Source organism: Actinokineospora sp. HUAS TT18, assembly GCF_051364635.1.
GTDB lineage: Bacteria > Actinomycetota > Actinomycetes > Mycobacteriales > Pseudonocardiaceae > Actinokineospora.
In genome coordinates, this window is the sequence record NZ_CP195645.1 from 6315990 (window position 1) to 6331338 (window position 15349).

Annotated in this window: 15 protein-coding genes; 11 read left to right on the forward strand and 4 right to left on the reverse strand. The window is 70.4% G+C overall.

Going from position 1 to position 15349, the window contains the following annotated elements; genetic code table 11:
- Positions 1-36 precede the first annotated feature (36 nt).
- Positions 37-828 carry a class I SAM-dependent methyltransferase gene (locus ACSHT8_RS29280; RefSeq protein ID WP_436494389.1) on the forward strand — a complete coding sequence of 264 codons (792 nt, stop codon included), beginning with the start codon at positions 37-39 and terminating at the stop codon, positions 826-828.
- Here ACSHT8_RS29280 and ACSHT8_RS29285 read toward each other — a convergent pair.
- From ACSHT8_RS29285 to idi, 3 genes are read right to left on the reverse strand one after another with little or no spacing between them, the layout of a single operon-like run.
- Positions 821-1966: a glycosyltransferase gene (locus ACSHT8_RS29285; RefSeq protein ID WP_436494391.1), complete on the reverse strand. Its 1146-nt coding sequence runs from the start codon at positions 1964-1966 to the stop codon at positions 821-823. The two genes, ACSHT8_RS29280 and ACSHT8_RS29285, sit on opposite strands and share 8 nt — an antisense overlap.
- A 58-nt stretch (positions 1967-2024) precedes the next feature.
- A complete protein-coding gene (locus ACSHT8_RS29290) occupies positions 2025-2483 on the reverse strand; it encodes a PaaI family thioesterase (protein ID WP_436494392.1) in 459 nt (152 codons plus the stop codon).
- A 4-nt stretch (positions 2484-2487) separates the two neighbouring features.
- The gene (gene idi, locus ACSHT8_RS29295) at positions 2488-3066 is read right to left on the reverse strand and encodes an isopentenyl-diphosphate Delta-isomerase (protein ID WP_436494394.1); all 579 of its coding nucleotides are present in this window, start codon (positions 3064-3066) and stop codon (positions 2488-2490) included.
- A gap of 203 nt (positions 3067-3269) precedes the next feature.
- On the opposite strand from idi, the gene ACSHT8_RS29300 reads away from it, so the two are divergent.
- From ACSHT8_RS29300 to ACSHT8_RS29340, 9 genes are all read left to right on the forward strand, one after another.
- The gene (locus tag ACSHT8_RS29300; protein WP_436494396.1) at positions 3270-4634 is read left to right on the forward strand and encodes a glutamine synthetase family protein; all 1365 of its coding nucleotides are present in this window, start codon (positions 3270-3272) and stop codon (positions 4632-4634) included.
- Positions 4615-5343: a gamma-glutamyl-gamma-aminobutyrate hydrolase family protein gene (locus ACSHT8_RS29305; protein WP_436494398.1), complete on the forward strand. Its 729-nt coding sequence runs from the start codon at positions 4615-4617 to the stop codon at positions 5341-5343. The genes ACSHT8_RS29300 and ACSHT8_RS29305 overlap by 20 nt, the downstream gene beginning before the upstream one ends.
- 34 nt (positions 5344-5377) lie before the next feature.
- On the forward strand, positions 5378-6739 hold the full coding sequence (locus ACSHT8_RS29310) for an aldehyde dehydrogenase family protein (protein ID WP_436494400.1): 1362 nt from the start codon (positions 5378-5380) through the stop codon (positions 6737-6739).
- 2 nt (positions 6740-6741) lie between these two features.
- Positions 6742-7509, forward strand: coding sequence for a 3-oxoacyl-ACP reductase (locus ACSHT8_RS29315; RefSeq protein WP_436494402.1), 768 nt, complete (start codon positions 6742-6744; stop codon positions 7507-7509).
- The gene (locus ACSHT8_RS29320) at positions 7493-8209 is read left to right on the forward strand and encodes a FadR/GntR family transcriptional regulator (RefSeq protein ID WP_436494404.1); all 717 of its coding nucleotides are present in this window, start codon (positions 7493-7495) and stop codon (positions 8207-8209) included. The genes ACSHT8_RS29315 and ACSHT8_RS29320 overlap by 17 nt, the downstream gene beginning before the upstream one ends.
- Positions 8210-8276: 67 nt before the next feature.
- Positions 8277-9290: a class E sortase gene (locus ACSHT8_RS29325; protein WP_436494406.1), complete on the forward strand. Its 1014-nt coding sequence runs from the start codon at positions 8277-8279 to the stop codon at positions 9288-9290.
- A gap of 49 nt (positions 9291-9339) precedes the next feature.
- Complete coding sequence (locus ACSHT8_RS29330; RefSeq protein ID WP_436494407.1) at positions 9340-10020, forward strand: SDR family NAD(P)-dependent oxidoreductase; 681 nt, start codon at positions 9340-9342, stop codon at positions 10018-10020.
- 191 nt (positions 10021-10211) lie between these two features.
- The gene (locus tag ACSHT8_RS29335) at positions 10212-10925 is read left to right on the forward strand and encodes a class I SAM-dependent methyltransferase (RefSeq protein WP_436494409.1); all 714 of its coding nucleotides are present in this window, start codon (positions 10212-10214) and stop codon (positions 10923-10925) included.
- Positions 10926-11160: 235 nt separating this feature from the next.
- Positions 11161-11814 (forward strand): 4'-phosphopantetheinyl transferase family protein, encoded by a 654-nt coding sequence (locus ACSHT8_RS29340; RefSeq protein ID WP_436494411.1) that lies wholly within the window; start codon positions 11161-11163, stop codon positions 11812-11814.
- On the opposite strand, the gene ACSHT8_RS29345 is transcribed toward ACSHT8_RS29340, so the two are convergent.
- A complete protein-coding gene (locus ACSHT8_RS29345; RefSeq protein ID WP_436494413.1) occupies positions 11707-12957 on the reverse strand; it encodes a YibE/F family protein in 1251 nt (416 codons plus the stop codon). The genes ACSHT8_RS29340 and ACSHT8_RS29345 overlap by 108 nt on opposite strands.
- Before the next feature lie 255 nt (positions 12958-13212).
- Here ACSHT8_RS29345 and ACSHT8_RS29350 point away from each other — a divergent pair, with 255 nt between their 5' ends.
- Complete coding sequence (locus ACSHT8_RS29350; RefSeq protein ID WP_436494414.1) at positions 13213-15348, forward strand: metallophosphoesterase; 2136 nt, start codon at positions 13213-13215, stop codon at positions 15346-15348.
- Position 15349 lies beyond the last annotated feature (1 nt).

Below are 15349 nucleotides of genomic sequence, written 5' to 3' on the forward strand. Positions count from 1 at the left end.
CGGTTCCCAGTGCGCGAATCCGCTTTGCTGTTAAATGTGAACGTGACCGACGACGCGGTGGCCTTGCGGGCCAAGATGTACGGAACCGACGACCTGAGTTCACTGCCCGTGTTCGCGGGCGGATTCATCAACTTCGGCTATTGGCGCGACATCCCGATCGACGGCGACGTCACCGTCGAGCAGCGGGTGGACAGCCAGCTCGCCCTCTACCGCCTGGTCGTCGACCGGCTCGGCGTCGGTGCGGCCGACTCGGTGGTCGAGATCGGCTCCGGCACCGGCGTCGGCGCCGCGTGGGCGTTCGCCGAGGTCGGCCCGCGCGAGTGGTGCGGGGTCGACCTGAGCCCCGACCAGGTGCGCCGCGCCAACGCGCACGCCACCGGCGGGCTCAGCTTCCACCAGGGCGCCGCGACCGCCCTGCCGTTCCCCGACAACCGCTTCGACGTGGCGTTTTCGCTGGAAGCGGCCCAGCACATGGACGACATCGCCGGGTTCACCCAGCAGGCCGCGCGCGTGCTGCGCCCCGGCGGCCGGTTCGCCGTCTGCACGTTCTTCGCCCCGACCGGCGACCACCCCGGCGCGCTGGCCGAGCGCCTCGACACCTTCGCCACCGGCATCGACCGCGACCACAGCGTGCCCGAGGTCGTCGACCACCTCACCGCCGCGGGCTTCGCCGACATCGACGTCACCGCCATCGGCGAGCACGTCTGGCCCGGCCTGGACCGCTGGCTCGTCCACCTCGGCGTGCCCGACGGCGAGTGGCCGCGGCGGTGGCTTTCCAGCTACCGCGACGGCCTGATCGACTACTACCTGATTTCCGCTGTCAGATAACTCGGTAAAACTCTGAAAGCCGTCCGACGATTTCCGACGGCGCGGGCATCGCGGCGATCTCGGCCGCGATCTCCCGCGACCGTTCCTTGACCGATTCATCGGCCAGCAGCTCGCGGGAATTCGACAGCACGGCCTCGGCGGTGAATTCGTCGTCGACGAGTTGGCGCCCGGCGCCGCTTTCGGTGACCGCGTCGGCGTTGACGAACTGGTCGGCGCCCTGCGGCAGGAACAGCTGCGGGATGCCGTGCGCCAGCGCGCCCAGCGTCGTCCCGCTGCCGCCGTGGTGGACGACCAGGTCGGCGTAGGGCAGCAGGTCGGCCTGCGGCACCCACGGCATGACCGTGACGTTCGCGGGCACGTCGCTGATCGCCGCGGGGTCGACCGTCGGACCGGCGGCGACGAGCACCCGGCCGGGCAGCGGCGCGAGGCCGTCGATCGCCGAGCGCAGCACGTGCGCCTGGCCGAACGCGGTGCCCAGCGTCAGGTAGACCAGCGGCTCGCGGTGCTCGGCGACCCATCCCGGCAGTTCGCCCGGCTCGGCGAACGGCACCGGCCGGATCGGCATACGGTCGGTGATCGCCAGGAACTCCTTGTCCTGCAAGGACTCGGGGAAGATGTCGAGGTAAGGCGCGGGCGACGGCGCCGCCGGGTCGAACGGCACGCCGAACTCGGCGGCGACCTCCCCGAGCAGCCGCTTCATGTCGCTGAACGGCTCGCGCACGTTGCCCCGGCCGAACGCGTGGCACAGCATGGGGATCCCGGCGCTCCGCGCGGCGAACGCGGCACCCATCGTGGCCGCCTCATAGATGACCAGATCGGGCCGCAGCCGCTCCAGCACCGGCCCGAGATCACGCGCGAACCGGCGGGCCAGCGCGGAGGCGAACACCTTGCCCACCACGCCTTCCATCTTCTCCCGGTTGGCGAAGTCGAACGGCCGCCCCGCGGTGACCTCGGCGAACGCCTCGCCGATCGTCATGCCGACATCCACCACGGCATAGCCGAGGCTGGTCAGCACCGGGTGGAACGAGGAGTGCGTGGCGTAGGTGACCTGGTGCCCGTGCGCTCGAACGGCGTCCGCGAGCGGCAGCAGGGGGTAGGTGTGGCCATGGCTTGGGAGGCTTACGAACAGGACATGCACGTCGTCGACAGTACTTGCCGGGTCTCGTCGATTGCTCGTGTCTCGCTAACGAAAGCGGCTATGTCCGGATTGCCGGAACATGCGCACGCAGTTGGTAGGTGCCGACTGTTGTCGCGACGACCACGCCGTCGGCGTCGGTGAGTTCGGCTTCCAGCAGGAACGTCGACTTGCCCAGTTCCTCGGCCTCCGCGGCGACCCGCGCGATGGTCTCCGCGTCGAGCGTCGCGGTGGACCGGATGCCGGTGCGGGCAGGCTTGCGGAAGTCGATCTTGACGTCCTTGACCACCGGGTAGAACTTCGCCAAGTCGAAGCTCGGCAGGCAGATCGCCCCGCCCAGCACCTCGGCGACGGTGAACAGCACGCCCGCGTACATCGTCCCGAAGTGGTTGCCGTTGCCCTCGATCGGCACGGCGCACACAGCCCGGCCCGGTGCGAGCTCGACTGCGGTGATCCCCATCCGGTGCGCCTGCGGGATCAGCGCGGCAAGGGCCTGGTTGAACATCTCGGTGTGCGACACCGGCTCACCTTACGGCGGCGGGCAGCCGCGCGGGGTCGCCCGCGGGCCAGGCCAGCGGATCGGGACCGAGCGCGTCCAACTCGTCGAACTGGAGCACCGCCCACGGCGAGATCTCCCGCCGCCCGGCCCGCACGTCCGCCACGAACGGACCCCACTCGACCCACTCGACCGAGTCCACCTCGGCCGGGTTCGGCACCGGCTCGGTGTCGGCGCGGACCCGGAACACCGGGCACAGCTCGTTCTCCACGATCCCGTCCGGCATCACCGCCCGGTACCGGAAACCGGGCAGGACCAGCGTCAGCTCGGCGGCGGTGAGCCCCAGCTCGGCCGACAGCCTGCGCCGGACCGCGTCCTCGATCGGCTCGCCGGGCGCCGGGTGGCCGCAGCACGAGTTCGTCCACACGCCCGGCCAGGTCTTCTTCGTCAGCGCGCGGCGGCTGATCAGGAAGCGGCCGTCGGCGTCGAAGACGTAGCTGGAGAACGCCAGGTGCAGCGGGGTGGCCTCGGTGTGCACGTCGGCCTTGGCCGCCGTCCCGATGCCGTGGCCCGCGTCGTCGACCAGCAGTACTCGCTCCTCAGTCACCCGCCTACTTTTACTGACAGTGACCCTCGCGTCAAAGGGTTGCCTTCGGTCCTTTGAGCAGCGGTCCGGCGGCAAAATAGGGGTCAAGGTCCGTTCGGTTGAAGATGCCCGGACGGCGGTTGCGAGCGCCGTCCAGCGCTGCGAGCATGCTGAGGTCGGCAATTCCAAAGGACCAGCCTTGAACCTTTCGGAGGACTCGGGCGATGCGTGACACCGACGGACTGCTCTCCGTCGCCCGGCTGCGCGAACTGGTGGAGACCGACCAGGTCGACACCGTGCTGGTCGCGATGACCGACATGCAGGGCAGGCTCCAGGGCAAGCGCTGCTCGGCGCGCTATTTCCTCAGCGAGGTCCTCGACCACGCCACCGAGGCGTGCGACTACCTGCTCGCGGTCGACGTGGAGATGAACACCGTCGGCGGCTACCAGGTCTCGTCGTGGGACCGCGGCTACGGCGACTTCGTCCTGCGCCCCGACATGGCCACGCTGCGGCTCATCCCCTGGCACCCGGGCACCGCGCTGGTGCTGGCCGACGTCGAGCTGGTCGAAGGCGGCCCGGTCGCCGTCTCGCCCCGGCAGGTCCTGCGCCGCCAGCTCGACCGGCTCGCCGACCTCGGGCTCGGCGCGTTCGTCGGCACCGAGCTGGAGTTCATCGTCTTCGACGACACCTACGAGCAGGCGTGGCGGTCCGGCTACCGGAACCTGACCCCGTCCAACCAGTACAACGTCGACTACTCGCTGCTGGGAACCGGCCGCGTCGAGCCGCTGCTGCGCGACATCCGCACGTCGATGTCCGGCGCGGGCATGTACGTCGAGTCGGCCAAGGGCGAGTGCAACCCCGGCCAGCACGAGATCGCCTTCCGCTACGCCGACGCGCTGACCACGTGCGACAACCACGGCATCTACAAGACCGGGGCCAAGGAGATCGCCGCCGCGCACGGCAAGAGCCTGACCTTCATGGCCAAGTACAACGAGCGCGAGGGCAACTCCTGCCACGTGCACATCAGCCTGCGCGCCGCCGACGGCGAACCGGTGATGGCGGGCGACCGACACGGCGGGTTCTCCCCGCTGATGGAGCACTTCATCGCGGGCCAGCTCGCCTGCCTGCGCGAGCTGACGTACTTCTACGCCCCGAACATCAACTCCTACAAGCGCTTCGCCGCGGGCTCGTTCGCCCCGACGGCCGTGGCCTGGGGGATCGACAACCGCACGTGCGCGCTGCGGACCGTCGGCCACGGCGAGTCGCTGCGGATGGAGAACCGGGTCCCCGGCGGCGACGTCAACCCGTATCTCGCGGTGGCCGCGCTGATCGCGGCCGGGCTGCACGGCATCGAGAACGAGCTGCCGCTGGAACGCGAGTTCACCGGCAACGCCTACGCCTCGACCAAGCCGCGCGTCCCGTCGACCCTGCGCGAGGCCGCCGACCTGCTCGACGACAGCGCGATCGCCCGGCAGGCGTTCGGGCACGACGTGGTGGAGCACTACCTCAACGCCGCGCACGTCGAACAGGCCGCCTACGACGCCGCGGTCACCGACTGGGAGCGGGTCCGTGGTTTCGAACGCCTCTAGACCACCCGTCATCGGGGTCACCACGTATCTGGAGAACTCCGCGTTCGGCATCTGGGAGACCGAGGCCGTCGTCCTGCACCGCGCCTACGTCGAGTCGGTGCGCGCGGTTGGCGGCAACGCGGTCCTGCTGCCCCCGCTGGGCGACTGGCGCGCTGACACTGTCGGCTGGCTCGACGGACTGATTCTCTCCGGCGGCGCCGACATCGACCCGGCCCGCTACGGCCAGACCCCGCACCCGACCACCGGCACCCCGCAGCCCGCGCGCGACGAGGCCGAGTTCGCGCTGGTCACAGCCGCGGTCGAGTTGGAGCTGCCGTTCCTCGCGGTGTGCCGGGGGATGCAGATACTCAACGTCGCGCGCGGCGGCACGCTGCACCAGCACACGCCGGAGCAGGTCGGGAACACCGACCACCAGCCCGAGGTGGCGCGGTTCGGCAAGACCGACGTGACGATCCGGCCGGGCACCGCGCTGGCGGGCATCCTCGGCGGGTCCGTCGTGGCGCAGTGCCACCATCACCAGTCGCTCGACCGGATCGGGGACGGGCTCGAAGTCGTCGCCACCGCCCCGGACGGGACCATCGAGGCCGTCGAACTCGCCGGACACCCTTTCGCCCTCGGCGTGCAGTCGCACCCCGAGCAGAACGCCGACGACACCCGCCTGTTCGCCGCGCTCGTGGCCGCGGCCATCCAGAGAAGAGGAGACCGGTGACGGCTGCCTGTCGAAGATCGAGAAAGGGAGACCGGTGACGACCTTCGAGGTGCTCAACCCCGCGACGGAGGAAGTGGTGGCCACCGTCGCCCTCGCCTCCGTCGACGAGGCCGACGCCGCGATCGCCCGGGCGCACGCCGCCTTCGCCGGGTGGCGGGCCGTGGCGCCCGCCGACCGGGCCAGGCTGCTGCGCCGGTTCGCCGCCGCCGTCGACGCCGACCTGGAGAACCTGGCGCGGCTGGAGGTCGCCAACGCCGGGCACACCATCGGCAACGCCCGCTGGGAGGCGGGCAACGTCCGCGACGTGCTCGACTACTTCTCCGCCGCCCCGGAACGCCTCTTCGGCAAGCAGATCCCGGTTCCGGGCGGCCTCGACGTCACCTTCTGCGAGCCGCTGGGCGTCGTCGGCGTGATCGTGCCGTGGAACTTCCCCATGCCCATCGCCAGTTGGGGATTCGCGCCCGCCCTCGCCGCGGGCAACACCGTGGTCCTCAAGCCCGCGGAGCTCACCCCGATGACCGCGCTGCGGCTGGCTGAACTGGCTTTGGAAGCTGGAATCCCGGCCGACGTGTTCCAGGTGCTGCCGGGCAAGGGCTCGGTCGTGGGGGAGCGGTTCGTCACGCATCCGCTGGTGCGCAAGGTCGTGTTCACCGGGTCGACCGAGGTCGGCAAGCAGATCATGGCCGGCTGCGCCGATCAGGTGAAGCGGCTGACGCTGGAATTGGGCGGCAACAACGCCAACATCGTCTTCGCCGACGCCGACCTGGCCAAAGCCGCCGCGACCGCGCCCTACGCGGTGTTCGACAACGCGGGCCAGGACTGCTGCGCGCGCTCGCGCGTGCTGGTGCAGCGGCCGGTCTACGACAGGTTCATGGAGCTGTTCGAGAAGGCCGTCGCGGGCGTCGTCGTCGGCGACCCCGGCGCGGCGGCCACCGAGATGGGCCCGCTGATCTCGGCCGCCCACCGCGACCGCGTCGCGTCCTATGTGGACGACGCGCCGGTCGCCTTCCGCGGCAGCGCGCCCGACGGCGCCGGGTTCTGGTACCCGCCGACTGTGCTCGCGCCCATCGACCCCGACCACCGCGCGGTCACCGACGAGGTGTTCGGCCCGGTCGTGGCGGTGCTCCCGTTCGACGACGAGGCCGACGCGGTCCGGCTCGCCAACGAGACCGAGTACGGTCTCTCCGGCTCGATCTGGACGCGCGACGTCGGCCGGGCGCTGCGGGTGGCGCGCGGGGTCGAGGCGGGCAACCTGTCGGTCAACTCGCACTCCTCGGTGCGCTACTGGACGCCGTTCGGCGGGTTCAAGCAGTCCGGCTTCGGCCGGGAGCTGGGTCCGGACGCGCTGGCGGCGTTCACCGAGGTCAAGAACGTTTTCCTGAGCACAGAGGACTGAGCATGAGCAAGCGTCTCGACGGCCGGGTCGCGGTCGTCACCGGCGGGGCCAGCGGCATCGGCCTCGCCTCCGTGCGTCGGCTGGCCGCCGAGGGCGCCCACGTCGTGGTCGCCGACGTCGACCCCGACACCGGCAAGGCGGCCGCCGACGAGGTCGACGGGCTGTTCGTGCGGGCCGACGTGACCAGGCAGGACGACGTCAAGGCCATGTTCCAGGCCGCCGTCGACACCTACGGCGGGCTCGACATCGCGTTCAACAACGCGGGCATCTCTCCGCCGGACGACGACTCGATCCTCACCACCGGCCTCGACGCGTGGAAGCGCGTCCAGGACGTCAACCTGACCTCGGTCTACCTGTGCTGCAAATACGCCATCCCGCACATGCAGGCGCGCGGGAAGGGCTCGATCATCAACACCGCGTCGTTCGTGGCGATCATGGGTGCCGCGACCTCGCAGATCTCCTACACCGCGTCCAAGGGCGGCGTGCTCTCCATGAGCCGCGAACTGGGCGTGCAGTTCGCGCGCGAAGGCATCCGGGTCAACGCGCTGTGCCCCGGGCCGGTGAACACCCCGCTGCTGCAGGAGCTGTTCGCCAAGGACCCGGAGCGGGCCGCGCGCAGGCTCGTGCACATCCCCATGGGCCGCTTCGCCGAGCCGGAGGAGATCGCCGCCGCCGTCGCGTTCCTCGCCAGCGACGACTCCTCGTTCATGACCGCGTCGCAGTTCCTGGTCGACGGCGGGATCTCCGGGGCCTATGTCACTCCCCTCTGAGGACCTCGTCGCGGAGGCGTTGTTCCGTCCCGTGCGGACGGGCAACGCCTTCGAGGAGACGATGGAGCGGATGCTGCAGGCGATCCGGCTCGGCGTGGTGCTCCCCGGCGGTCGGCTGCCGCCCGAGCGGGAACTGTCGACCCGCCTCGGCGTGAGTCGCGTCACGCTGCGTGAGGCGCTGCGCGCACTGCAGGAATCCGGCTACGTCGAGTGCAGGCGCGGCCGCTACGGCGGCACGTTCGTGCGGACCGTGCTGCCCGCGCGCGCCCCCGCCGACCCGCCGCGGCTCGCGCAGCTGGAGGACGCGCTGACCCTGCGCCGCGTGCTGGAGACCGGCGCCGCCGAGGCCGCCGCCAGCCGCGCGCTCACCCCGCACGACCGCCGCCGCCTGCGCGCCCACCTGGACGAATGCGCCGACGTGGCGCCCGCCGAGTACCGGCGCCGGGACTCCCGGCTGCACCTGGCGATCGCCGAGACGACCGCCGCGCCGTCGCTCACGTCGGCCATCGCGGACGTGCGGACCAGGGTCAACGCGCTGCTCGAGGCCATCCCGCTGATCCCGGCCAACATCGGCCACTCCGACCGCCAGCACCACGACATCGTCGACGCGATCCTGCACGGCGACCCGGCCGGAGCACGCGACGCGATGGCCCAACACCTGGACGGGACGGCGTCGCTGCTGCGCGGGTTCCTATCCTGATTCACAGCACCCCAACGGGGTCGTGACTTAGTGTCGTCGGGAAACCGGGCGAAGGAGGGCGGATCAGGTGTACGGAGACCGGCGGCAACCGCCGCCGCGGCGACCTCACCCCGCTGAGGCGCCCACTGAGATCATCCGTCCTGTCCGCCCGCCCGACCCGCCCACCGAGTACATCCCGATCTACCGCGACGACGACTACGACGACGATGACGAGTACTACGACGACTATGACGACTACGACGACGAGCCACCGCCGCGGCGGCGGAGCAGCCCCGGCCTGACGGCGGTGCGGACGGTCGGCGAGCTGCTGATCACCGCCGGGCTGGTCGTGCTGCTGTTCGTGGTCTACGAGGTGTGGATCACCGACCTCATCTCGGCGGAGAAGCAGGCCGAGGTCACCACGGCCCTGGACGACGAGTGGAAGGACCCGGCCGCGCCCGACCCGGAGCGCGTCGAGCACTTCAGCTTCGCCGACGGCGAGGGCATCGCGAAGCTGTACGTGCCCGCGCTGGGGTCGGACTACAAGTTCACGATCGTCGAGGGGACCTCGGAGAAGAACCTTGAGGTCGGCCCCGGCCACTACAAGACCTCGGCGCCCCCCGGCGGGGCGGGCAACTTCGCCGTCGCGGGCCACCGCGTGGGCAAGGGCGCCCCGTTCAACGACCTGGACCTGCTGGAGTCGTGCGACGCGATCGTCGTGGAGACGCGGGGCAACTGGTACGTCTACCGGCTGCTGCCGACGACCGCCGACGCCAAGAACTGGGCCGCCCGCGCGGCCGACCCGCGCTGTGCGGGTGCCGAGGGCTCAGCCAAGGTCGAGCCGCTGACCGGCGAGTACGCCGCGGCGGTCGGCCGACACATCGTGACACCGCGGGATTCCGGCGTGGTCGCCCCGGTGCCGGGCAACCCGGCGGCGAAGACCCCGCCGGACCAGCGGCGGAAGCTGATCACGCTGACCACGTGCCACCCGAAGTTCTCGAACCGGCAGCGGATGATCCTGCACGGCGTGCTCGTGCGCACCCAGGCGAAGGACCCGGCCAACCCGTCAGCGATTCCGGTGGAGCTGAAGGAGACGGGCTAGTGCTGGGGTGTCGATCTCTCGTTCGGGTGAACGCGGCACACTCGTCGGCATGACCGAAACCGCATTGATCACCGGCGGGACCGGCGGCCTCGGCGCCGCGGTCACCGAAGCCTTCCTCGCCGCGGGCTGGCGGGTCGTGGTGCCCTCCTCCTCCGACAGCGGCGCGAGCAGGCTCCCCACCCACGAGAACCTGCGCGTGGTCAAGGCCGACCTGTTCACCGAGTCCGACGTCGCCGCGTGCGTCGAGGTCGCCGCCGAGCACGGCCCGCTCACCGCCGTGGTCAACCTGGTCGGCGGGTTCGCGATGGGCCCGCGCCTGCACGAGACCCCGATCGACGAGTTCGAGCGCCTCCTGCGCCTCAACCTGCGCCCGACCTACCTCGTCTGCCAGGCCGCCCTCCCGAAACTGGTGGCGGCGGGCGGCGGCTCCGTCGTCTGCGTCGCCGCCAGGGCCATCGACCGCCCATTCCCCGGCGCGTCGGGTTACATCACGGCCAAGACCGCGGTGGTCGGCCTGGTGAAGGCCATGGCCGCCGAGTACGGAGTGGACGGTGTCCGCGTCAACGCCGTCCTCCCCGGCGTCATCGACACCCCGTCCAACCGCGCCGCCGACCCCGACGCCGACCGTGCGGGCTGGGTCAGCCCGGAGGAGATCGCCAAGACCATCCTGTTCCTTTGTGGACGCACCCCGATCACCGGCGCCGCGATCCCGGTCGCCGGAACACACTGACCGCCTGATCGACGGCAGGACACGGACGCAGGCGGCGCTCGGCGGCCGTCTGCGGTTCCTCTTGGTGTATGCCCCCATTGGAGGCTCGCGTTACGCAGATTCACCTGAAAAGCCCAAATGTGGATCTACCCCTTGTCACCGGACTCGGTTGAGCCGTAAACCAAACACCTCAACCGGGTTACGGAGGACACATGGAACAGTCGGTGCGAACCAACTGGCAGAACTACTGGAGTGACCTTCCGCAAGAACCGGGGCTGCCCATCTGGGACAGCTCGGGCCAGGTGACGGCGACCGCGCAGCTGCCGCTGTTCCAGCCCCACTTCGCCGAGAACCTCCCCCTCCTCGACATCGGCTGCGGCAACGGCACCCAAACCGCCGCCCTCGCCGCCGAGTTCCCCACCGTCATCGGCCTCGACTTCGCCCCCGCCGCCATCGACCACGCCCGCGCCCTGCAGGCCGACAGCCCAGCCACCTTCCGCGAATACGACCTCGCCGACCCCGACGCCGCCGTAGACCTCCACCTCCACCTGGGCGACTCCAACATCTACATGCGCGGCGTCCTTCATCAGATGCCCGATGACCTTCGCCCGGCCGCGGTGACTTCCCTGCGAACACTGATGGGGGCGACGGGGCATCTGTTCGCTGTGGAACTGAGCCCCGCCGCGGGACCGACGATGCAGGCGGCGTTGGCGCAGAGTCCGGATGCGGTGCCCAAGTTGCAGAGGGTGTTCAGGCATGGGTTGAAGCCTGCTTCTTGGCAGGAGGGGAAATTGGAGGCCCTGCTGGAGAACGCGGGGATCGAGATCATCGATGGCGGCATGATCACGCTGCACGCCACGGACACTTTGCCGGATGGCTCGATCTTGGACCTGCCGATGGCTTACGTGGTGGCCCGCAACCGCTGACCCGGGCGCTTTCTGGCCAGGCCGTCTTCACCATCCGAAGGTCGGTGTCAAGGGGTCCGCTCGCCGATCACCGTGGACGCCCTTGACGCCGACCCTCGGATGCGAGAGCTCGACCCCACGGGTGCGATCTTCGTCCGCCCCGGGTGTGCCGTTGCGGGAGGAGTGCGTGGGACCTGAGCATGATCCGGGCCACGTGCGGCGGCAGGGGCGTTCCGCGGCCGATAAGGTCGACCCGATGATCGAGCGCATCCTGCCCGCCGTCGTGATCGCGGTTGAGGCATTCGACGACCCTCCGGAGGCCACCCCCCTCCCGGAGGAAGAACCCTTCATCGCCAAGGCTGTCGACAAGCGCCGTCGGGAGTTCACCACCGTCCGCTACTGCGCTCGCCAAGCCCTCAGCAAGCTCGGCATCCCCCCGCTCCCCATCCTCCCCGGCGAAAAAGGGGCCCCCACCTGGCCCGACGGAATCGTCGGCAGCATGACCCACTGCAAGGGCTACCGCGCCGCCGTCGTCGCCAGGGACACCGAGGTCGTCACCGTCGGCATCGACGCCGAGCCGCACGTCGTCCTCCCCGATGGGGTCCTCAACGCCACCACCCAAGCCGACGAGCGTGTCCACCTCGCCCAGTTGGCCGAGTCCCACCCCGACATCCACTGGGACAAACTCCTCTTCGCCGCCAAGGAGTCGGTCTACAAAGCCTGGTTCCCGCTCATGCGCAAGTGGCTCGGCTTCGAGGACGCCCGCGTCTCCTTCGATCCCGAAGGCACCTTCACCGCCGAGCTACTCGTGCCCGGCCCGGTCATCCACGGCGCCCAGACGCAGACCTTCCACGGGCGCTGGCTCGTCGACAACGGGCTCGCGGTCACCGCCATCACCATCACCGCGTGATCCGACGGCCATCGCCGCCAGGGCCGTGGTCAACGGCACCGCCGCGATGATTCCGAGGCTGCCCGCCAGCGCCCGGATCACCTCCTCCGCCACCGGCGCCGCCGACAGCACGTGGTCAGCCGGGACGCCCTTCGCCGCGAACAGCATCAGCAGGGGCAGGGCGGCTCCGGCGTAGGCCAGGACCAGCGTGTTCACCGTCGACGCGACATGCGCCCGGCCCACGCGCAGCCCGGCGGCAAACAGCTTGCGGCGGGACGCCTTGGGATCAGCCGCCGACAGCTCCCACACCACCGCCGACTGGGTGACCGTCACGTCGTCCAGGACGCCCAAGGCGCCGATGACCAGGCCCGCCAGCAGCAGGCCCTGCAGGTCGACCCCGTGCAGGTATCCGCTGATGAAACCCACGTTGTCGCTGCCAAGGCCCGTCACCCCGGCCAACTCGAGCGACGCCCAGCCGAGTACGCCGGTCAGGGCCAGGCTCGCCACCGTTCCGACCACTGAAACCGCTGTCCGCGCGTTGAACCCGTGTGTCATGAACAGGGCGACCACCATGATCATCGTCCCGCCGCTGACCGCCACCAGCAGCGGTGGCGCGCCCTGCATGATCGCCGGGAGGACGAACTCTGTCAGCCCCGCCAGACACACCGCCAGCGCCCCGAGCGCGGCCAGGCCGCGCCAGCGGGACAGCGCCACCACCGCGAGCGCGAAGACGCCGCCGAGCAGCAGCAACGGCAGCGTTCTGTCCCGGTCGACCACGTCGTAGCGCTCGTAGACCACGGCGCGTTCCGGGCGGTGCACCATCATCACCGGGTCGCCGACCGACACCCGGACCCCGCTCGCCTTCGACACCTGGGCGGGCACCGACGTGCCCGCGCCCGGGCCCTCGTCGAGCGCCACGGTGGCGATGTCGCAGTCGTGGGGCGCCATCGGGCACGCGATCAACTCGACCACCGTGCCGGACGCGCGGACCTGCTGGATGGACTGCAGCACCAAGCCGTCCGACGGCCACAGGCTGATCATCACGATGGTCGCCGCGGTCAGCAGGGGCAGCAGGATCCCGGCCACCACCAGCCGGACGCGCCGCGCTACCCGGTCGTCGGTGATGTCGGCGACGGGGCCATGACCATGGCCGTGCGAGCTCATGAAGCGCATGAGACCACAGCGTCGGCGGGCCGATCCGCGCCCATCTCGGCAAACGCCCAGGGTGGAAAACTCGGAACAGTCCGTCGAAACCGGCGTCGCACACCGTGATCAGCCGCGCGACCTGCGGATCCCACCCCGGTTCATTCACGGAATACGACCCCGGCGGCGTCGGCCCATTGTCCGGCGCGAATTGCTGAATACGTTCCTGTCTCGGAAGTCCCCTGCGCATCCACTCCCCAAGGAAGGCCGGAAACGGTGAACCTTAAACGAAGTCGACACTGGCACATCGCTGGTGTCGCCGTCGGTGGCGCCGCCCTGCTAGGCGCCACCACCGCCATCGCCCTTGCTCAGCCAGTCGCGCCCACGGCGCAGCAGTCCGTCGCGGTCGCCGCCAACTCGGTGCCGCAGATCGGTGTGGCGGGCGCGGTCGACCACCCGCAGCGCCACGCCGTGGACGGGCCCAGCACCCTCTCGCGCCAGTTCTGCCAGGACGGCGCCGCCTGGGTCCGTCCGCACTTCGCCGCCCTCACCCTCAAGGGCGCCGACACCGTCACCGTCCGCGGATCCGGCGGTGAGAGCCAGACCCTGACCATCGAGCACGGCGACGACCGGGCGCTGTCCACCCGGTCGTTCAAGGGCTCCTGCGTCACCATCGACGCCAATCTGTCCTCAAAGGACAGCAAGTTCGCCGTCGACTCCCTGCAGTCGGGCACCGCGGCCGCCGACGTCGTCGTCGCGGGCGCAGGCGACATCTGCGGCAGCAACTGCACCCAGACCGCCGACGTCGTCGCCGGCATCAACCCGGCGGCGCTGTTCCTCGCGGGCGACAACGCCTACGAGAACGGCTCGCTCAACGACTACCGCACCCGCTACGACCCCGCGTGGGGCCAGTGGAAGTCGATCACCCACCCGTCGCCGGGCAACCACGAGTACCAGACCAGCGGCGCGTCCGGCTACTTCGACTACTTCAACGGTGTCAACGTCAACAACGGCCCCGCGGGCGAACGCGGCAAGGGCTACTACAGCTGGGACATCGGCGACTGGCACTTCGTCGCCCTGAACAGCAACATCAGCATGTCGACGGGCTCCACCCAGGAGACCTGGCTGCGTAACGACCTGCGCGCCAGCACCAAGCCCTGCACCGCCGCCTACTGGCACCACCCGCGGTTCAACCAGGGCAGCCACGGCAACAACACCAACACCAACCCGCTGTGGCAGGCGCTCATCGACTACAAGGCCGACCTGATCGTCAACGGCCACGACCACAACTACCAGCGGTTCGCCCCGCAGCTGCCCGACGGCACCGCCTCGTCGAACGGCATCCGCGAGCTCGTCGTCGGCACCGGCGGCCGGGCGTTCTACACCTTCGAGACCACTCGCCCGAACATCGAGGCAGCCAACGACAACACCTACGGCGTGCTGAAGCTGTCGCTGTCGTCGACCGGCTACGTCGGCGACTTCGTGCCGGTCGCGGGCCGCACCTACACCGACCACTTCACCGGCACCTGCAAGGCCAAGAGCACCACCCCGACGCCGAACTTCACCGTGGGCCTCAACCCGACCGCGGTCTCGGTCGCGCAGGGCGGCTCCACGACCACGACGGCGACGGTCACCAGCTCCGGCGGCTTCACCGCCGCCACCGCGCTGACGGTGTCCGGCCTGCCATCGGGCGTCACCGCGTCGGTGTCGCCGTCCTCGGTCACCCCGCCCGCCAACGGCTCCGCGTCGGCCACGGTCACCGTGTCCGCGTCGAGCACCGCGGCGTCGGGCACCTCGACGGTGACGGTCACCGGCACGTCGGGCTCGCTCACCAAGACGGCCACGTTCACCTTGCAGGTCGGCACATCCACGCCGCCCAGCACGGTGTTCAGCGACGACTTCGAGACGAGCAAGGGCTGGACCACCAACCCTGACGGGACCGACACCGCCACCACCGGCATGTGGGAACGCGGCGACCCGGAGTCCACCACCGACAGCGGCGCCAAGCAGCTCGGCACCACGACCAGCGGCGTGAGCAACCTCGTCACCGGCCGCCTCGCCGGGTCCAGCGCGGGCAGCTACGACGTCGACGGCGGCGTGACGTCCCGGATCTCGCCCAACATCACCCTGCCCAGCGGCACCCTGACGCTGTCGCTGCGGTGGAGCGTCGGGTTCGGCGCCAACGCCACCAGCTCCGACTACTTCAAGATCACCGTGGTCGGCGCGACGGACAAGGTGGTGCTGGACCAGCGTGGGACCGGCGCGCACATCAGCGGGTCGTGGCGCACGCTGACCGCGGACGTCTCGGCGTTCGCGGGCCAGACCGTCCAGATCCTGGTCGAGGCGGCTGACGTCTCCACCGCGAGCCTCATCGAGGCCCAGGTGGACGACGTGAAGATCACCAAGGCCTGAC